Annotated in this window: 19 protein-coding genes; 18 read left to right on the top strand and 1 reads right to left on the bottom strand. The window is 71.4% G+C overall.

Translation table 11 applies throughout. The features are described from left to right. Positions 1–195 precede the first annotated feature (195 nt). From ABD340_RS19195 to ABD340_RS19170, 6 genes are all read left to right on the top strand, one after another. Positions 196–1,524, top strand: a complete 1,329-nt coding sequence (locus ABD340_RS19195) for a sensor histidine kinase (protein WP_344590349.1) — start codon at positions 196–198, stop codon at positions 1,522–1,524. A gap of 189 nt (positions 1,525–1,713) precedes the next feature. Beyond that, positions 1,714–2,367 carry a response regulator transcription factor gene (locus tag ABD340_RS19190; RefSeq protein ID WP_344590348.1) on the top strand — a complete coding sequence of 218 codons (654 nt, stop codon included), beginning with the start codon at positions 1,714–1,716 and terminating at the stop codon, positions 2,365–2,367. A gap of 161 nt (positions 2,368–2,528) precedes the next feature. Further along, positions 2,529–2,750: a 50S ribosomal protein L31 gene (rpmE, locus tag ABD340_RS19185; protein WP_344590347.1), complete on the top strand. Its 222-nt coding sequence runs from the start codon at positions 2,529–2,531 to the stop codon at positions 2,748–2,750. A 174-nt stretch (positions 2,751–2,924) separates the two neighbouring features. After that, a complete protein-coding gene (gene prfA / locus ABD340_RS19180; protein WP_344590346.1) occupies positions 2,925–4,022 on the top strand; it encodes a peptide chain release factor 1 in 1,098 nt (365 codons plus the stop codon). Further along, positions 4,019–4,879, top strand: coding sequence for a peptide chain release factor N(5)-glutamine methyltransferase (gene prmC, locus ABD340_RS19175; RefSeq protein ID WP_344590345.1), 861 nt, complete (start codon positions 4,019–4,021; stop codon positions 4,877–4,879). The genes prfA and prmC overlap by 4 nt, the downstream gene beginning before the upstream one ends. 243 nt (positions 4,880–5,122) lie before the next feature. Then, a complete protein-coding gene (locus ABD340_RS19170) occupies positions 5,123–5,944 on the top strand; it encodes an L-threonylcarbamoyladenylate synthase (protein ID WP_344590344.1) in 822 nt (273 codons plus the stop codon). A gap of 94 nt (positions 5,945–6,038) precedes the next feature. Here ABD340_RS19170 and ABD340_RS19165 read toward each other — a convergent pair whose 3' ends face one another. Further along, positions 6,039–8,000 carry a sensor histidine kinase gene (locus ABD340_RS19165; RefSeq protein ID WP_344590343.1) on the bottom strand — a complete coding sequence of 654 codons (1,962 nt, stop codon included), beginning with the start codon at positions 7,998–8,000 and terminating at the stop codon, positions 6,039–6,041. 99 nt (positions 8,001–8,099) lie between these two features. On the opposite strand from ABD340_RS19165, the gene ABD340_RS19160 reads away from it, so the two are divergent. From ABD340_RS19160 to ABD340_RS19105, 12 genes are all read left to right on the top strand, one after another. Beyond that, positions 8,100–9,191 (top strand): DUF2207 domain-containing protein, encoded by a 1,092-nt coding sequence (locus ABD340_RS19160; RefSeq protein WP_344590342.1) that lies wholly within the window; start codon positions 8,100–8,102, stop codon positions 9,189–9,191. A 120-nt stretch (positions 9,192–9,311) separates the two neighbouring features. Then, positions 9,312–10,472 (top strand): MraY family glycosyltransferase, encoded by a 1,161-nt coding sequence (locus ABD340_RS19155; RefSeq protein ID WP_344590341.1) that lies wholly within the window; start codon positions 9,312–9,314, stop codon positions 10,470–10,472. 476 nt (positions 10,473–10,948) lie between these two features. After that, positions 10,949–11,446, top strand: a complete 498-nt coding sequence (locus ABD340_RS19150; RefSeq protein ID WP_344590340.1) for a Cg1360 family ATP-synthase-associated protein — start codon at positions 10,949–10,951, stop codon at positions 11,444–11,446. 81 nt (positions 11,447–11,527) lie between these two features. Continuing rightward, positions 11,528–11,761 carry an AtpZ/AtpI family protein gene (locus ABD340_RS19145; RefSeq protein WP_344590339.1) on the top strand — a complete coding sequence of 78 codons (234 nt, stop codon included), beginning with the start codon at positions 11,528–11,530 and terminating at the stop codon, positions 11,759–11,761. Between the two features lie 116 nt (positions 11,762–11,877). Then, a complete protein-coding gene (gene atpB / locus ABD340_RS19140; protein WP_344590338.1) occupies positions 11,878–12,678 on the top strand; it encodes a F0F1 ATP synthase subunit A in 801 nt (266 codons plus the stop codon). A 67-nt stretch (positions 12,679–12,745) separates the two neighbouring features. After that, on the top strand, positions 12,746–12,976 hold the full coding sequence (gene atpE / locus ABD340_RS19135) for an ATP synthase F0 subunit C (RefSeq protein ID WP_344590337.1): 231 nt from the start codon (positions 12,746–12,748) through the stop codon (positions 12,974–12,976). A gap of 37 nt (positions 12,977–13,013) precedes the next feature. Then, positions 13,014–13,586, top strand: coding sequence for a F0F1 ATP synthase subunit B (locus ABD340_RS19130; protein WP_344590336.1), 573 nt, complete (start codon positions 13,014–13,016; stop codon positions 13,584–13,586). Then, a complete protein-coding gene (locus tag ABD340_RS19125; protein ID WP_344590335.1) occupies positions 13,583–14,401 on the top strand; it encodes a F0F1 ATP synthase subunit delta in 819 nt (272 codons plus the stop codon). The genes ABD340_RS19130 and ABD340_RS19125 overlap by 4 nt, the downstream gene beginning before the upstream one ends. A gap of 43 nt (positions 14,402–14,444) precedes the next feature. Further along, positions 14,445–16,091 (top strand): F0F1 ATP synthase subunit alpha, encoded by a 1,647-nt coding sequence (atpA, locus tag ABD340_RS19120; protein ID WP_344590334.1) that lies wholly within the window; start codon positions 14,445–14,447, stop codon positions 16,089–16,091. A 5-nt stretch (positions 16,092–16,096) separates the two neighbouring features. Further along, entirely contained in the window at positions 16,097–16,996 is a 900-nt protein-coding gene (locus ABD340_RS19115; RefSeq protein WP_344590333.1) for a F0F1 ATP synthase subunit gamma, read from the top strand. 2 nt (positions 16,997–16,998) lie between these two features. Further along, positions 16,999–18,429 carry a F0F1 ATP synthase subunit beta gene (gene atpD / locus ABD340_RS19110; protein ID WP_344590332.1) on the top strand — a complete coding sequence of 477 codons (1,431 nt, stop codon included), beginning with the start codon at positions 16,999–17,001 and terminating at the stop codon, positions 18,427–18,429. Between the two features lie 74 nt (positions 18,430–18,503). Then, positions 18,504–18,890: a F0F1 ATP synthase subunit epsilon gene (locus ABD340_RS19105; RefSeq protein ID WP_344590331.1), complete on the top strand. Its 387-nt coding sequence runs from the start codon at positions 18,504–18,506 to the stop codon at positions 18,888–18,890. Positions 18,891–19,044: the final 154 nt, after the last annotated feature.

The raw sequence follows: 19,044 nt of genomic DNA, 5'->3' as shown, positions 1-19,044 counted from the left end.
CTTCTCCATGCCCGTCGCCGCGCCGGTCCCCATGCCGGGACGCCGCGCGCCGGCCCGTCTGAGGGCTTGGCAGCCGCCCGCCGGGCCCGGATGGTGGGGTTAGCCCTACCTCGGGTCGGCGGCGGGCACCATGGCCCGGTACGGGGCTGATCGGCAGGCTGGGATCGTACGGTGGACCGGGCATGGAGGAACGACGTGGGCGAGCTGAGCAGCACCGCCGCCGCGGGGGGCCGCGCGACGATAGTGAGCGGGTCGTGGCGCCCGATGGCGATGGCCAGGTCACCGCTGACCTGGACATCGCTCCTTTTCATGGGGACGAGCATGGCGCTCGGGCTGGGCTGGTTCATATTCCTGGTCGTCGGGCTGACGCTGTCGACGGCGCTGACGATCATCTGGGTGGGCATCCCGATGCTGGCGCTGATGGTGGTCGGCTGGCGGTTCGCGGCGATCGTGGAGCGGACGCTGGCGCGGCTGGCGTTCGGGGTCCCGATCCCCACCCCGTACCGGAGGCTTCCGGAGGGTCTCAACCCGCTGAAGAAGCTGAAGGTGATGGCGCAGGACCCGGCGACCTGGAAGGACCTGGTGTACCTGTTCCTGCGGTTCCCGCTGGGGATCTTCGAGTTCGTGGTGGCGGTGGCGGTCTGGTCGTTCACCGTGACGTTCCTGGCGCTGCCGCTGATCGCGATGGAGTCGGGCGGGGTCGAGATCGGCCTCGGGTTCGTCTCGATCTGGGCGGGGAACGCGTTCGCGGCGCTGCCCGGCACCGCGTTCGGGCTGGTGCTGCTGGTGATGGCGATGTACGTGACGCGGGCGCTGGCGGTCGGGCACATGCTCGTCGCCCGGCTGCTGCTCGGCCCGAACCGGTCCCAGGAGGAGAACGTGCAGCTGCGGGAGCGCACCGCGCACCTGCGGGCGAGCCGGGCGCGCGGGGTGGACGCGGCCGAGTTCGAGCGGCGCCGGATCGAGCGCGATCTGCACGACGGCGCGCAGCAGCGGCTGCTGGCGGTCGCGATGGACATCGGCCGGGCCCGGGCCAAGCTGGACGACGACCCGGAGGGCGCGCGGGCCCTGATCGAGCAGGCGCACACGGGCACCAAGGAGGCGATCACCGAGCTGCGCGACCTGGCCCGCGGCATCTACCCGGCGATCCTCACCGACCGCGGGCTGGACCCGGCGCTGTCCGGGCTGGCGGGGCGCGCGCCGGTGCCGGTCGAGGTCGAGGTGGACCTGCCCGAGCGCCCGCCGGCCGCGGTCGAGAGCATCGCCTACTTCATCGTGGCCGAGGCGCTGGCGAACATCGCCAAGTACGCCCGGGCGACCCGCGCCACCGTGCGCGTCGCCCGCGAGGACTCGTGGGTGGTCGTCGAGGTGGCCGACAACGGGGTCGGCGGCGCGGTCGCCCGTCCGGAGGGCGGGCTGGCGGGCCTGGCGGACCGCGCGGCGACGATCGACGGCATGCTGATCGTCGACAGCCCGCCCGGCGGGCCGACCGTGCTCCGCGCCGACCTGCCCTGCACCTGGTAGCCGGCGGGGCGCGTCGCTCCGGGCGCCGTCCCCCGCATTCGGACGAGATCCCGGCCGTTCCGGTACGACGGCCGGGATCTCGCCTTCGTGTCCCCTGGCCTGCGGGTTCTTCCGTGCCGTCGAGCGCGCGTCCGCCCGGGATTCCGGCATGCGGGCGCCGCGACGGCGCGGGCGCCTGATAATGGGGGGATGCGGGTGGTGATCGCCGAGGATTCGGTGCTGCTGCGGGAAGGGCTGGTGCGGCTGCTGGCCGACGCCGGGATCGAGACCGTGGCGACGGTGGGTGAGGGTCCGGGCCTGCTCGACATCGTGCTCGAGCACCGGCCGGATCTGGCGATCGTGGACGTGCGGATGCCGCCGTCGTTCACCGACGAGGGGCTGCGCGCGGCGCTGGCGGTGCGCGAGCGGGTGCCGGACGCGCCGATCCTGGTGCTCTCCCAGTACGTGGAGGAGCGGTACGCGACCGATCTGATCCTCGGCGGCGCCATGGGCGTGGGCTACCTGCTGAAGGAGCGGGTGGCCGAGGTCGCCGAGTTCATCGACGCGGTGCGCCGGATCGCGGCCGGCGGCACGGTGATCGACCCGGAGGTGATCGGGCAGCTGCTCGGGCGGCGCCGCACCGGGGACCCGCTCGACGTGCTCACGCCGCGCGAGCACGAGGTGCTGGGGCTGATGGCGCAGGGCCGGGCGAACGGGGCGATCGCCGCGGATCTGGTGGTCACCGAGGGTGCGGTGGAGAAGCACATCTCCAACATCTTCATGAAACTGAACCTGCAGCCCGCGCAGGGCGGGCACCGCCGGGTCATGGCGGTCCTGGCCTACCTGGGCCGCGCCGAAGCCTGACCCGGGGCATGATCGGGAATGCCGGGTGACCTCGGCACGTTCGAGGATCTGGCACACTTGGATTGCAACCGCTGCGGTACCGGTTCACGCTTCCCCCTTTTCCCGCGCGTCCCGCGCGAATCCGGGGAGTGCCCGGCGACCGCCAGAAGCGAGGAGAACCCGTGAAGCCTGACATCCACCCGAACTACGTCGTCACCACCGTGACGTGTACGTGCGGCAACACCTTCGAGACCCGCAGCACCGCCGAGAACGGCGTGATCCACGCCGACGTGTGCTCCAACTGCCACCCGTTCTACACGGGCAAGCAGAAGATCCTGGACACCGGCGGCCGGGTCGCGCGCTTCGAGCAGCGCTTCGGCAAGAAGGCCGGCCGCGGCAAGTAGGCCCCTGGCGGCCCGGGCACACGGCCGCTCGCAGCACCGGCCCGGCGTCATCGGGCGCCGGGTCCCGGCCCGGGGAGCGACCGCGTTCCCCGGGCCGTTCGAACGTCACCCGCGGCCCGCGAAACGGCCGAAGCGGGTCATGACCGGCCGTGACGGGCCAGAACAAGGCACACCGTGAATCTCGACGATCTGATCAGCGAATACGCCGACATCGAGGGCCGGCTCGCCGACCCGTCCGTGCACGCCGACCAGAACCTGGCGCGCCGGCTCGGCAAGCGCTACGCCGAGCTGCGGCCGATCGTCGAGACCCGCCGCGAGCTGGCCGCCACCGAGGACGATCTGGCCGCCGCGCGCGAGCTGGCCGGGGAGGACGAGGCGTTCGCCGCCGAGGCCGCCGAGCTGGAGCGGCGGGGCGAGGAGCTGGCGGAGCGGCTGCGCCGCCTGCTGGTGCCGCGCGATCCCAACGACGCCAAGGACGTCATCCTGGAGATCAAGGCCGGCGAGGGCGGCGAGGAGTCGGCGCTGTTCGCCGGCGACCTGCTGCGCATGTACCTGCGGTACGCCGAGCGGGCCGGCTGGAAGACCGAGGTCATCGACTCCCACCCGTCCGACCTGGGCGGGTACAAGGACGTCACGGTCGCGGTGAAGGCCAAGGGCACGCCGGAGGAGGGCGTGTGGACGCGCCTGAAGTACGAGGGCGGCGTGCACCGCGTCCAGCGGGTCCCCGTGACCGAGTCGCAGGGCCGCATCCACACCAGCGCGGCGGGCGTCCTGGTCACCCCGGAGGCCGAGGACGTCGACGTCCAGATCGACCCCAACGACCTGCGCATCGACGTCTACCGGTCGTCGGGGCCGGGCGGGCAGAGCGTCAACACCACCGACTCGGCGGTGCGGATCACGCACGAGCCGACGGGCGTGGTGGTGTCCTGCCAGAACGAGAAGAGCCAGCTGCAGAACAAGGAGCAGGCGCTGCGGATCCTGCGGTCCCGGCTGCTGGCGATGGCGCAGGAGGAGGCCGACGCCGCCGCGGCGGCCGAGCGCAAGAGCCAGGTCCGCACGGTCGACCGGTCCGAGCGCGTGCGCACCTACAACTACCCGGAGAACCGGATCTCCGATCACCGGGTCGGCTACAAGGCCTACAACCTCGACCAGGTGCTCGACGGCGACCTGCACAACGTGACGCAGTCGCTGGTGGACGCCGACATGGAACGCCGGCTCGCCGAGGCGCAGCAGCCGGCGGGCCCGGGGCGGGAGACAAGTCGGTCGTCATGAACCTGCTGCTCGACGAGGTGGCCAGGGCCACGGCGCGGCTCGCCGACGCCGGGGCCGCCTCGCCGCGCGCCGACGCCGAGGAGCTGGCCGCGTCGGTGCACGGGGTGAACCGCTCCGAGCTGCACAAGGTGGCCGACGCCGCGTTCGACGCGCTGTTCTGGGAGTACGTGGCGCGCCGCGAGGCCGGGGAGCCGCTGCAGCACATCACCGGGCGGGCGTTCTTCCGCTACCTGGAGCTGAAGGTGGGGCCGGGGGTGTTCGTCCCGCGGCCGGAGACCGAGGTGATGGTCGGCTGGGCGCTGGAGACGCTGCGCGACATGGACGTCCAGGACCCGCTGGTGGTCGATCTGGGCACCGGGTCGGCGGCGATCGCGCTGTCGATCGCGGTGGAGGCGCCGCGCGCCAGGGTGCACGCGGTGGAGAAGGACCCGACGGCGTTCGTGCACGCCACCCGCAACATCGACGAGCTGGACGAGCGCGGCCGGGTGCGGCTGCACCTGGGCGACTTCGGCGCCGCGCTGGGGGAGCTGGACGGCACCGTCGACTTCGTGATCAGCAATCCGCCGTACATCCCGATGAGCGAGTGGGAGTACGTGCCGCGCGACGTGCGCGACCACGACCCGGCCGACGCGCTGTGGGGCGGCGGCGACGACGGGCTGGACGCGATCCGCGTGGTCGAGCGCACCGCCCGCCGCCTGCTGCGCCCCGGCGGGTACGTGGCGGTGGAGCACAGCGACCTGCAGGGCAACGGGGTCTACTGGATCTTCGCGGAGGAGAACGGCTGGCGCGACGTGCGCAACCGCCGCGATCTGACCAACCGCGACCGCTTCGTCACCGCCCGGCTGGGCGTCCCCTAGACCATCCCGCCCTAGACTCCGCAGGGAATGCCCTTGTGCACCAACCGCAAGCGGCCTGCCAGGCCAGCAACAACCCCAACCGCTGCGATCGCGTCCGAAGGCAGGTTCGAGCGGAGCGAGAACCTGATCGCGAAGCGAGCCGTCAAGGCGAGTCGGCGCGATGCGGCGATCGCCGCAGGCGCGGCAAGCGAAGAGCCGCCAGGCGAGGAGCGCAGCTCGCGTCTGCAATGAGAAGGAGCGACCGTGAGCCGACGTTATGACTGCTCCGAGCCGATGGAGCGCACCCGAGGGATCGCCGAGGCGGTCTCGGCCGCGCGGCGCGGTGAGCTGATCGTGCTGCCGACCGACACGGTGTACGGGATCGGCGCCGACGCGTTCACCCCGCCCGCGGTGTCCGCGCTGCTGGACGCCAAGGGGCGGGGCCGGGAGATGCCCCCGCCGGTGCTGGTGGGCTCCGTCCGGGCCGCCACCGCCCTGGTGGAGGATCTGGGCACCTACGGTCAGGATCTGATCGACGAGTTCTGGCCGGGCGCCCTGACGCTGGTGTGCCGGGCCAACCAGAACCTGCTGTGGGACCTGGGGGAGACCAAGGGCACGGTCGCGGTGCGGATGCCGATGCACGAGCTCGCGGTGGAGCTGCTCAAGGAGACCGGCCCGCTCGCGGTGAGCAGCGCGAACCTGAGCGGGGAGGCTCCGGCGCGCACCGTCGCCGAGGCGGAGAAGATGCTCGGCGACTCGGTGTCGGTCTATCTGGACGGCGGTGCGACCGGGCATGCCGAGCCGTCCACGATCGTGGACCTGACCGGGTCGATTCCGAGGCTGCTGCGCGCGGGCGCGGTGTCGGAGGACAAGATCCGTTCCGTGGTCGGCGTGCTGCTGACCGACGAGGACGACGCCGACCCCGACGACACCGACGACCCCGACGACACCGACCACACCGGCGACGCCGCCGGAACGGACCACGCGGACGGCGGCGGGGTCGACCTCGCCAAGCCGGCGGACGGGGCCGGAAAAACGTCCCTGACAAAGGACGAACCCGGCCCTTCCCTCAGCAAAGAGGACTGATCTCCCGGGGATCATTATCCCGACTTGTCAGAAACCCTTGTCAGAACGCTTTGCCGGTAAGGGCTGAACGCGTTTCCTGGATTCAAGTCGCATGTCACGCGGTTTCATCCTGCATTGTGTCCAGCAGCGCGCGCATGTCGGTGAGCGCGGCCCGCGCGTGCTCCGCGACGGCCGCCAGCGCCTCCTGCGCCTTCCGCATGTCCGTTTCCGCCGACGCCAGCCCCGCGTCCGCGGTGTGCACGACCCGGGCGATGTGCTCCAGGACGGTCCCGCGCAGGCCCATCGCGACCCGGTGCCGTTCGGCGAACACGACCTCGCCGGCGCGGGCCGCCATCGCCTCCAGCGCGTCGGCCTCCCACCGCACGCCGCGGCCGGCGACCGCCCGCCCCCACGCCCAGAACGGCAGCAGCAACAGCACGGAACTCACGCTCGCGACCACTCCGAACGCCACCGCGTCGGGGTCGCCGGCGGACGGGTCCGTCAGCGCGCCCAGAACGCCGGACGCCACGCCCCACGGCACCGCGGCGAGCAGCGGCGCGGGCCAGGTGGCCTTCGTGCGCCGGGCGTAGCCGCCCACCGAGGACACCGCGATCATCGCCGTGGGGCAGCCGAACAGCAGCATGAGCAGCATCGTCGTCGACCCCGTCCACCCGGCCAGCACCGCCCACGAGGTGTCGATCAGCGCCAGCGCGACCAGCGTCGTGTACGGGGCGCGGCGCCGCCACCACAGCGGCAGGGCTCGTCCGACCAGCGCCGCGACCGCCAGCGCCCCCGCGCCGAGCGGCCAGTCGGCCAGCAGTTCCGCGCCGGGCGTGAAGCCCAGCACCACCGGCAGCGCCACGCACAGCCCGATCGCGGCGCCGTCCAGCACCTCCGGCCAGCCGACCCTGCGCCGCCCGCCGGACGCCGAGGCGGGCAGCACGGCGCGGACCGTCCAGCCGCCCGAGCCGTCCGGCCCGGCGTCGAGGGCGCCGCCCAGCGACTCCGCGCGTTCGCGCATCCCGGCGATCCCGCGGCCGCCGCCGAGCGCCGGGGCGGGGATCTCCTCGGCCGGCGCGGCGTTGTGCACGACCACTTCCAGACCGCCCGCCCCGTAGCCGATCTCGACGGTCACGGCGGCTCCCTGGGCGTACCGCATCGCGTTCGTGAGCGCCTCCTGGACGATCCGGTACGCCGCGTTGGTCACCTGAGGTCGCAGGCGCCGCGGTCCCTCGACTGAGAGCGTCACAGGGACGCCCAGGCGTACCAGGCCCCGGCAGAGGGGAGGCAGAAGCGTCTCCAGCCGGCCGTCCCCCGATTCGGGCCCGACGACGTCCACCAGGCGGTCCAGCGCCTTGAGCACGTCGCGGGCGGTGTCGGCGGCGGCCGTCAGCGCGCGGTGGACCAGGGCCGGGTCGTCCAGATGGGAGGCGGCGGTGCTGTGCACGACCACTGAGCTGAGGTGGTGGCCCGCCACGTCGTGCAGGTCGCGGGCCAGGCGCTCGCGTTCGGCGGCGGCGGTGTCGCGGCGCTCCCGCTCCGCCCCGGCGAGCCGTTCGGACAGTTCCCGGTGGCGGGCCTTGCGCTGCCGCCGCAACTGGCCCAGCGCGGTGACCGCGACGAAGGTGACGACGTCCAGGGTCCCGTTGGTCAGCAGCTCCACGCCGGGCCGTACCGGGGCGAAGGCCAGCGTCACGACGACCAGCACGGTGGCGCAGCCGAGCATGGCGTCGCGGCGGCCGCGGTGCACCGCCACCGAGAACAGCGCCACGACCTCGGCGAACCCGCTGACGAGCGCGTCGGCGTCGTGGACCGCCAGCGTCCCGGCGGCGCTCATGACGAGCGTCACCGCCAGCACGGCCCGCGGCGCGACCCGGCGCCAGATCAGCGCGAGGTTGCAGCACACGATCGCGGCCACGCCCGCCATCCAGCGGTCCCGGTCCAGCGGGCCGTCCGCACCGGCCGTGTTCAGCCACGTCCCGCCCATCTGAGCCGCCGCGAGCAGGGCGGGGACGGCGAAATCGGTGATGGCGGGCCAGCGCCCGCCGGCCGCCCCGAGCCACCCCCATCGCCGCACACCCGGTGACTTTACGGGCGTTACCGCGGGCCAGGGGACCCGAACCCGGCGATGCGAAACGGCTCGTTACGGCGCGACGGGTGCGGAATCGGTGACACCATGCCTGACGTGCGAGGCCGGATCCGGGGGCTGGCGGTCGCGGTCGGTGTGTCCGCGCTGGTGACCGCCGGACCGGCGCTGCCCGCCCGCTCCTCGTCCGCACCCGCGCCGGTCCCCGAGGCCGCGCCCGGCCGGGAGGCATTGCCCGTCCGGGAGTCGGCGGTGCCCGGGCTGCGCCCGGTGGAGAGCATCCCGGCCTACGACGTCGTCATGGCCATCGGCCGCGACGGCGTGCTGCGCGTCCGCGAGACGATCACCTACGACTTCGACCGCGGCGGCGAGCACGGCATCGAGCGGTACGTGCCGTACCGCCGCGGCGACCGGCTCTACGAGGTCCGCGACGTGCGGACCAGCTCGTCCACCGGTGCCCCGGCACGGGCCCGCACGCTGCGGCTGCTCAACGACGTGCGGATCACCATCGGCGGCGGGGGGCGCCGCGTCACCGGCCGCCAGGCGTACGTGCTCGAGTACGCGGTGGCCGGGCTGTTCACCCCGCACGGGAACCGCGTCGAGCTGGCCTGGGACGCGATCGGCAGGTCATGGGACGTGCCGATCGGGGAGGTCGCGGTGCGCGTCCAGGCCCCGGTCCCGCTGCGCAAGGTGTCCTGCCACGCCGGCGGAACGCTGGCGGCCACGCGCTGCCTCCGCGACCGCGACGGGCCGTACGCGATCGGCTTCACCCAGCGCGGCCTGCGCCCCCGCGAGGGCGTGCTCGTCCAGGTGCGGCTGCCGGCGGGCGCGGTGGACGACCCGCCGCCCCGGTACGCGCGCCCCCGCTGGGCGGGCACCTGGGCGGGCACGGCAGTACTGGGCGTCGCGCTCGGTGCCGCCGCACTGGTGGCGGGCCGCGCCGCGGGCGGCGGCCCGCCGCCGCGCCGCCGGGCCGGCCGGATCCTGGTCACCGGGGGCGCGCTGGCCGTCCTCGCCGACGTGGCCGACGACGTGGTGCCGGGCGGCCCGTGGGCGTTCTCGCTGGGCGACCTGTCGGTGACGGGCCTCGCGCTCGCGTCCGTCGGCACCGGTTCCGTGCTCGTCCATCGGGCCATGAACCGCGAACCCGCGCCGACCGTTCCACTTGAGGACTACAGTTGATCGGTACGCCTCGGGTGCGAACCGGTCGCCCGGGGCGCGCGTCATACCCCGTTGGGGCCGGGCACGGCAACGGCCGCCCCGCGGAGACCGGTGCGGACACGATGAAAGGAGACGTGCGGCGTGCGGGAGTACCTGCTCACCATCCTCATCGCCGCCCTCGTCGCCTACCTGCTCACTCCCGCCGTCCGCCGGTTCGCGGTGTGGTTCGGCGCCCAGGCCGCCCCCCGCGAACGCGACGTGCACGTGATCCCGACGCCCCGGCTGGGCGGGCTGGCGATGTTCGGCGGCATGGTCGCCGCGCTGGTGGTCGCGACCGGGCTGCCGGAGATGCGCGACGTGCTGGCCAACGGCGATGTGAGCGTCGTCAAGGCGCTGCTGCTGTCGGGCGGGCTGATCGTGCTGGTCGGGATCGCCGACGACCGCTGGGGCGTGGACGCGCTCACCAAGTTCGCCGGCCAGGTCGCCGCCGCCGGGATCTTCATCATGCAGGGCATCCAGCTGTACGTGATCCCGATGCCGACCGGGGAGTCGCTGTCGCTGCCCCCGGCCTACGGGGTGCCGCTGACGGTGTTCATCGTGGTCGCCACCATCAACGCGGTGAACTTCATCGACGGCCTGGACGGGCTGGCGGCGGGCGTGGTGGGGATCGCCGCGCTGGCCCTGTTCTCCTACGCCTACCTGCTGACCTACACCAACAAGCTCACCACGCTCAGCGGCGCCACCCTGACGGCCGCGGTGCTGGTCGGGATCTGCGCCGGGTTCCTGCCGCACAACTTCAACCCGGCCCGGATCTTCATGGGCGACACCGGTTCGATGCTGATCGGGCTGCTGCTCAGCGCCTCGACGATCATGCTCACCGGGCAGTTCGACTCGGCCCTGCTCGGCACCTACCGGCTGTTCCCGTTCTACGTGCCGCTGCTGCTGGTCCCGGCGGTGGCGGCGGTGCCGTTCGTGGACATGCTGCTGGCGGTGTGGCGCCGCACCAACCAGGGCCGCTCCCCGTTCGCGCCGGACAAGCTGCACCTGCACCACCGGCTGCTGGAACTGGGGCACTCGCACCGCCGGGCGGTGCTGATCATGTACTTCTGGGTGTCGCTGCTGGCCTCCAGCCTGGTGGGGCTGTCGTTCACCAACTCGGTGGTGCTGGTCGCCTCGGTCACCGGGGCGGTCGCGGTCGCCGGGCTGACCGCGATGATCGCGGTGCCCCGGATGGCGGCCCGCCGCACCGGGGCGGAGGCCCCCGAATCCGTCGCCCCGGCCCGCACCCGCGAGCCGGTCTGACGCTGTATTCATGCAATCCCGGCCCAGGGTCCTCGCCTGGCGGCTCGGACCCTGACCGTGCTTGGGGCGAGCGCGACATCGCTTCGCGATCTGGCCGGTGAGGCTCGCCTTCGGCATCGCTTCACCGGCCAGGTAGCGCGCTCGCGCGACACTTGAGGTCACCTTGAGACAGGCCCTCCCGGGCTCCGGAGCGAGACCCCGGTACGACCTGGGCGATGATCATTTCGGGGTGTTCCGGGGTGTTCCGGGGGTTTGAACGGCGCTCGGTTCATGGCAGGCTCCGGGGGAGCGGACATGCGGAGTGCCCGGGCCGTTCCGGCGTGACCATCGGTCGTCCTGGGCTACAGTCCGTGTTGTTCGCGCGGGTGACGGTCGAGCAAAGCCGTTACATCCAGGGTAATTGCGGACGTTCCGGACGCTTGTGATACCTTTCACGAGCAAGGGACGAACACGAAAAGTGACCAGCCGGAGCCATCATGCACTCTTCCGACGCCCGGATCCTCCGTGGCGCCGCGATCCCGACCGGTCTCGCAGGCATCGCCGCCGTCGCGGCGGGCCTGGCGCTGGCCGGTGCCAAGGGAGCGCTGGGTGCCGCGATCGGCGCGGTCATCGTGATCGCCTTCTTCTCGGTCAGTGTGATCGCGGTGAGCTACGCCTCCAAGATCTCGGCGCAGTTGATGTTCACCGCCGCCGTCTTCAGCTACATCATCAAGATCTTCGGGATGTTCGCGCTGGTCGTCGCCTTCGAGGGCGTCACCGCGTGGAACTCCAAGGCCTACGCCTGGTCGGTGATCGCGCTGACCGTGGTCTGGGTCTGCGCTGAGATCCGCGCCTCCACCAAGCTCAAGACCCCCTACGTGGACCCCGCGCCGGCCACCGGAACCGCCGCCGCGAGCGCGTCCGAACAGGCCGCCGAGCCCATAGCCGATGCCACTCCGAAGGCCGGTGCCGCCGTCGCCGACCGGGGCCCGTGATGCACCCGTGGGCGGTATCGGCGCAAATGGACTACTCCAATATGACCATCCGGGGGGTGGCCTGCTATGGTCCGTCCTGCGATGAGCGAGGAGGGGCACCCACCCGATCCGGAGTCCGCGGAGGACTCCGAACAGCGAAGCTTCGCCAACGCCGCCTGGTCGATCCCCAGCTACCTGCTGAGCGGGATGGCCGTCTACGGCGGCCTCGGCTGGCTGCTGGATCAGTGGTGGGGCACCTCGGCGATGCTCCCCATCGGGATCCTGGTGGGCCTCGGTCTCGCGCTCTACCTGGTCTACCACCGCTACGGCCGCTGACCGCGCCGCCGGCGGGGGAACAGGCCGCCACCGACCGGGACTGACTCCGCGTGGCCCTCGGGCCCGCACCTGACGAACCGACTGACCTGCAGAGTCACTGACGAAGGGACTGCCGCGTGAGTGCGCGACACCTCCTCGCCGCCCCGAGCGGAGACGAGTTCAAGGCCCCGGGGACCGAGATCTTCGAGTGGGGGCCGCTCTGGGACGGTGCGCCCTCCTGGGTCACCAAGCCGACCCTCATCGTCGCGCTCTCGGTCATCATCGTCGTCGGCTTCTTCTGGGCCGCCTTCAACAAGCCCAAGCTCGTCCCGCGCGGCGTGCAGAACGTGGGCGAGGTCGGCTACCTGTTCGTGCGCGACCAGATCGCCCGGCCGATGATCGGCAAGGACGGCGACAGGTGGATGCCGTTCCTGGTGTCCACCTTCTTCTTCATCCTGATCATGAACTGGATGGGCGTCGTCCCGGTGATGCAGCTGCCGGTGAACTCGCACATCGCCTTCCCGATCGTGCTGGCGATCGTGGTCTACGGGATGATGTGGTTCCTGAGCATCAAGCACCAGGGGCTCGTCGGGTGGTTCAAGGGGATGCTGTTCCCGCCGGGCCTGCCCAAGCCGCTGTACGTGCTGTACGCCCCGATCGAGCTGCTGTCGGTGATCATTCTCCGGCCGTTCACCCACTCGGTCCGATTGTTCGCGAACATGTTCGCCGGCCACCTGCTGCTCGCCTTCTTCGCCACCGTCGCCTGGTGGTTCCTCGCCGAGAAACTCACCGTCCTCGGGGCGGGTGTCGGCCTGATCGGCCTGGTCATGACCATCGTCATGACCGCCTTCGAGATCTTCGTGCAGGCGCTTCAGGCGTTCATCTTCACGATGCTGGCCGCCTCCTACATCGGCGGCGCCCTGCACCCTGACCACTGACCGACCAGCTACCCGCAACGCAAGCTCGGTGGGGCGGCTCCCCACCGCCGAATGAGAAGGAATGTCAATGAGCACTCTCGCTGCAGTCTCCGGCGACCTCGGCTCGATCGCGTACGGTCTGGCCGCCATCGGCCCCGGTATCGGCGTGGGCATCATCTTCGGCCAGGGCGTGCAGGCCATCGCCCGCCAGCCGGAGCTGACCAACGTGATCCGTACCAACATGCTGCTGGGCTTCGCGCTGACCGAGGCGCTCGCGCTCATCGGTTTCGTCGTGCCGTTCGTGCACAGCGGCGGCTGATCCTCCTGGCACCCACTGACAGGAAGGCGGAATCCCAATGACCAACCTGATGACCGCCGTAACGGTGGCCTCGACGGAGGGCGGGGAGAGCAACCCGCTCCTGCCGCACACCTCCGAACTGGTCATCGGCACGATCTCGTTCATCATCGTGCTGGTCCTGGTCGGCTGGAAACTGGTCCCCCAGATCCAGAAGACCCTGGAGGAGCGGACCGACGCGATCGAGGGCGGGCTCAAGCGCGCCGAGGACGCGCAGTCCGAGGCGCAGGCCACGCTGAAGGAGTACCAGGCCAAGCTGGCCGAGGCGCGGCACGAGGCGTCCCGGCTGCGCGAAGAGGCCCGCGAGCAGGGCGCGCAGATCATCGCCGAGATGCGCGAGCAGGCCCAGGCCGAGGCGCGCCGGATCACCGAGGCCGCACAGGCCCAGATCGAGGCCGAGCGGCAGGCCGCGTTGCAGTCGCTGCGGGGCGAGATCGGGACGCTGTCGGTCGAGCTGGCCGGCCGCGTGGTGGGCGAGTCGCTGGACGACGCCGCCCGGCAGAGCCGCGTGGTCGACCGCTTCCTTGAGGAGCTCGAGGACCGCGCCCGCACCCAGGAGCAGGTCACCTCATGACCATCACGGGAGCGGTGAGCAGGGCGTCGCTGGCCGAGGCCAGGGAGCGGCTGGAGGCGGCGATCGCCTCGGGCGACCCGGCCACGCTCGGCGGCGACCTGTTCGCGGTGCTGCGCCTGATCGACCGCGAGCACGGGCTGCGCCGGGCGGTCTCCGACCCGGCACGGGACGGGGCCGACAAGGCGCGGCTCGTCCAGGCCCTGCTGGAGGGCAAGGTCTCACCGGCCGCTCTCGAGCTGGTCGCCGACGTGGTGCGGCTGCGCTGGTCCAAGCCGTCGGAGCTGGCGGACGCGGTGGAGACCCTCGCGGTCACCGCCGAGGCCGCCCGCGCCGAGTCGGAAAGCCGGCTCGACGACCTGGAGGACGAGCTGTTCCGGTTCTCCCGGGTCGTCGAAGGCGAGCCGGAGCTGCGCGCCGCCCTCTCGGGGTCGCGGCTGCCGGACGACCGCAAGGCCGGTCTGCTGGACGCGCTGCTGGACGGCAAGGTCACCGCCGCCACCAAGACGCTGGTCACCGAGCTGGTGCTGCGGCCGAGAGGCCGTAGCCTGGAAGGCGGGCTCGCCGAGTTCGGCAAGCTCGTCGCCCAGCGCAGGCAGCGTCTGGTGGCGCTGGTGCGCAGCCGGGTGGAGCTGACCGAGTCCCAGCGGACCCGGCTGGCCGCGGTGCTGGCGACGGCCTACGGCCATGACGTACACCTGAACATCGAGCTCGACCCCAACACGATCGGCGGGCTGTCCATCCAGATCGGGGACGAGATCATCGACGGCACCATCTCCGGGCGGCTGGACGACGTCCGACGGCGGCTGGCCAGCTGACGCGGGCCGGCAAGGCGACCCCTAAGGGAGCAAGAGAGGAATCATGGCGGAGCTGACGATCCGTCCGGAGGAGATCCGGGACGCGCTGGAGCGCTTCGTCCAGTCGTACGAGCCCGAGGCGGCGGCGCGCGAAGAGGTCGGCACCGTCGTCGATTCCGGCGACGGTATCGCCCACGTCGAGGGCCTGCCCTCGACCATGGCGAACGAACTCCTCGAGTTCGAGGACGGGACCCGTGGCCTGGCTCTTAACCTGGACGTGCGCGAGATCGGCGCCGTCGTCCTGGGTGACTTCAGCAAGATCGAGGAGGGCCAGAAGGTCCGCCGTACCGGCGAGGTCCTCTCGGTCCCGGTCGGCGACGGCTTCCTCGGCCGCGTCGTGGACGCGCTGGGCAACCCGATCGACGGCAAGGGCGCTATCGAGACCGACGAGCGCCGTGCGCTCGAGCTGCAGGCGCCCTCGGTGGTGCAGCGGCAGTCGGTGAAGGAGCCGCTGCAGACCGGCATCAAGGCGATCGACTCGATGACGCCGATCGGCCGGGGCCAGCGGCAGCTGATCATCGGTGACCGGCAGACCGGCAAGACCACGGTCTGCGTGGACACCATCCTGAACCAGAAGGAAGCCTGGGAGTCCGGCGACGAGAGCAGGCAGATCCGCTGCATCTACGTCGCGGTGGGCCAGAAGGGCTCCACGATCGCCAACGTGCGCCGCACCCTGGAGGAGGCGGGCGCGATGGCGTACACCACGATCGTGGCCGCCCCCGCCTCCGAGCCGGCCGGCTACAAGTACATCTCCCCCTACACCGGGTCGGCGATCGGCCAGCACTGGATGTACCAGGGCAAGCACGTCCTGATCATCTTCGATGACCTGTCGAAGCAGGCCGAGGCCTACCGCTCGGTGTCGCTGCTGCTGCGCCGCCCGCCGGGCCGCGAGGCCTACCCGGGCGACGTGTTCTACCTGCACTCGCGGCTGCTGGAGCGGTGCGCGAAGCTGTCGGACGACATGGGCGGCGGCTCGATGACCGGCCTGCCGATCATCGAGACCAAGGGCAACGACGTGTCGGCCTACATCCCGACCAACGTCATCTCCATCACCGACGGCCAGTGCTTCCTGGAGACCGACCTGTTCAACCAGGGCGTCCGGCCGGCGATCAACGTCGGTATCTCGGTGTCCCGGGTCGGCGGCTCGGCGCAGGTGAAGGCGATGCGCAAGGTCGCCGGCACGCTGAAGCTGTCGCTGTCGCAGTACCGCGACCTGGAGGCGTTCGCCGCGTTCGCGTCCGACCTGGACGCGGCCTCCCGCGCCCAGCTCGACCGCGGCGCCCGGCTGGTGGAGCTGCTCAAGCAGCCGCAGTTCAGCCCGTTCCCGGTGGAGAAGCAGGTCGTGTCGGTGTGGGCCGGCACCTCCGGTGAGCTCGACGAGGTCCCGGTGGCGGACGTCCGCCGGTTCGAGAACGAGTTCCTCGACCACCTCGAGCGCAACGAGAGCGGCCTGCTCACCTCCATCCGGGAGACCGGCGAGCTGTCCGACGACGGCCTGACGACCCTCAAGGACGCGGTCACGGAGTTCAAGAAGGGCTTCGAGACCAGCGAGGGCCTGCTGCTCGGCGAGGACGAGTCGGCCGAGCCGGCCGAGCCGACCGCGGACGAGGCCGTCGAGCAGGAGACCATCACCCGCGTCAAGAAGGACTGACCGCGATGGCTCAGATTCGTCAACTGCGGCAGCGGATCAGGTCGGTCAGCTCGACCGCCAAGATCACGCGCGCCCAGGAGATGATCGCGACCTCGCGGATCGTGAAGGCGCAGCAGGCGGTGGCGGCCTCCAAGCCGTACTCCGACCAGATCACGCGAGCGCTGACGGCGCTGGTCAGCCACCATGTGGGCATCGACCATCCGCTGCTGCGCGAGCAGCCGGAGGACAAGCGCTCCGCGGTGCTGATCATCAGCAGCGACGGCGGGTTCTGCGGCGCTTACAACGCCAACCTGATCCGCGAGGCCGAGTCGCTGATGCAGACGCTGCGTGACCAGGGCCGCGAGCCGGTGCCGTACGTGGTGGGCAACAAGGGCATCACCTGGTACCGGTTCCGCGACCGGGAACTGGCCGCGGAGTGGCGCGGCATCAGCAGCCGGCCCGACTTCGCCAACGCCGAGCGGATCGGCCGGCGGCTCGTGGACGACTTCCTCAAGACCGACGCCGAGGGCGGGGTCGGGGAGATCCACGTGGTCTACACCGAGTTCGTCTCGATGCTGACCCAGCAGGTGCAGGTGCGCCGGCTGCTGCCGCTGGAGGTCGCGGAGCAGGAGCAGGAGTCCGCGCAGGTGCCGCCGGCCTACGACTTCGAGCCGTCGGCGGCGGACGCGCTGGACCTGCTGCTGCCCAACTACATAGAGAGCCGCATCTTCCACATGCAGCTCCAGGGGGCGGCGGCGTTCCACGCCGCGGTCCGCCGGGCGATGAAGTCGGCGACCGACAATGCCAACGAGCTGATCGAGGTCTACACGCGCCAGATGAACCAGGCGCGGCAGGCCGCGATCACCCAGGAAATCAGCGAGATCGTCGGTGGCGCTGACGCGCTGGCCGATTCTGGCGGGGAGTGAGAATGACCGCAGAAGTAGAGACGGCGACGGCGACGGGGCGCGTCGCCCGGGTCATCGGCCCGGTCGTCGACGTGGAATTCCCCGCCGACGCCCTTCCGGAGATCTACAACGCCCTGAACATCGAGGTCACGCTGGGCGAGGAGACCAAGACGCTGACCCTGGAGGTGGCCCAGCACCTGGGCGACAACCTGGTCCGCGCCGTCTCGATGCAGCCCACCGACGGCATGGTCCGCGGCGCCCCGGTGATCGACACCGGCAACTCGATCGAGGTGCCGGTCGGCAACGTCACCAAGGGCCACGTGTGGAACGCGCTGGGCGACTCGCTGGACGTGCCCAAGGCGTCCCTCGAGGTCAACGAGCACTGGGGGATCCACCGCAAGGCCCCGCCGTTCGACCAGCTGGAGTCCAAGACCGAGATGCTGGAGACCGGCATCAAGGTCATCGACCTGCTCACGCCGTACGTGTCGGGCGGGAAGATCGGGCTGTTCGGCGGCGCGGGCGTCGGCAAGACGGTGCTCATCCAGGAGATGATCACCCGTGTCGCGCGGAACTTCGGCGGCACCTCGGTGTTCGCCGGCGTCGGCGAGCGGACCCGTGAGGGCAACGACCTCTGGGTCGAGATGGAAGAGGCGAACGTCCTCAAGGACACCGCGCTGGTGTTCGGCCAGATGGACGAGCCGCCGGGCACCCGGCTGCGGGTGGCGCTGTCCGGGCTCACCATGGCCGAGTACTTCCGGGACGTCCAGAAGCAGGACGTGCTGCTGTTCATCGACAACATCTTCCGGTTCACCCAGGCGGGTTCGGAGGTGTCCACGCTGCTCGGCCGCATGCCGTCCGCGGTGGGCTACCAGCCGACGCTGGCCGACGAGATGGGCGTGCTGCAGGAGCGGATCACCTCGACCCGCGGCCACTCGATCACCTCGATGCAGGCGATCTACGTGCCCGCGGACGACATCACCGACCCGGCGCCGCACACCACCTTCGCGCACCTGGACGCCACCACGGTGCTCTCCCGGGCCATCACCGAGAAGGGCATCTACCCGGCGGTGGACCCGCTCGACTCGACCTCGCGGATCATGGACCCGCAGATCGTCGGGCGGGAGCACTACGACGTGGCCCAGGAGGTGAAGCGGATCCTGCAGAAGTACAAGGAGCTGCAGGACATCATCGCCATCCTCGGTATCGACGAGCTGTCGGAAGAGGACAAGGTCACCGTCAACCGGGCGCGGCGGATCGAGCGGTTCCTGTCGCACCCGATGTACACGGCCGAGCAGTTCACCGGCCAGCCCGGTGTCACGGTGCCGCTGAGCGAGACCATCGCCTCGTTCAAGGGGATCGCCGAGGGCGAGTACGACCACCTGCCCGAGCAGGCGTTCTTCATGTGCGGCGGCATCGAGGACGCCGAGAAGAAGGCCAAGGAGCTGGAGAAGTAGGCAGTTCCGGCGGGGCGGGGCGACCCGTCCCGCCGGGACCGTCTCACCGGTTCCGGTAGTCGGAGGACGGACTTGTGGCAACTCTGAGGGTCGGGCTGGTCTCGCCGGAGCGCGAGATCTGGTCCGGCGAGGCCAAGATGGTGGTCGCGCAGACCGTCGAGGGCCAGCTCGGCATCCTGCCGGGCCACGCCCCGGTGCTGGGCGTGCTGCTGGACGGCAGCGTGGTGAAGATCGAGCCGGCGGATGACGGCGAGTGGGTGACCGCGATGGTCGGCAGCGGGTTCTTCTCGATCGCCGGCGACGAGGTGTCGATCCTGGCCGAGCAGGCCGAGCTGGGCACCGAGGTGGACGTCGCGGACGCCAACCGGGCGCTGCAGGACGCGCTGGCGGCCGGCGAGGATGACTCGACGTCCGAGCGGCGGGCCCGGGCGCGGCTGCGCGCCGCGGGCGTGGACGCCTAAGAAGATCGTCTGAAGGCCACGGCCGGTTCCGTATCACGGAACGGGTCGTGGCCTTCGGCGAACCCGCGGCGTTTCGCTCGCCTTTACCCAGCGGGCGGAAGGCTTGACGCGTTGAGCATGGGGTGCCGTGCACGGCGGCCGCGTGCGGGTTGTA

It is taken from the genome of Actinomadura vinacea (assembly GCF_039532545.1).
In the GTDB taxonomy this organism is placed as follows: domain Bacteria; phylum Actinomycetota; class Actinomycetes; order Streptosporangiales; family Streptosporangiaceae; genus Spirillospora; species Spirillospora vinacea.
This window is presented reverse-complemented; position numbering and strand designations above follow the sequence as displayed.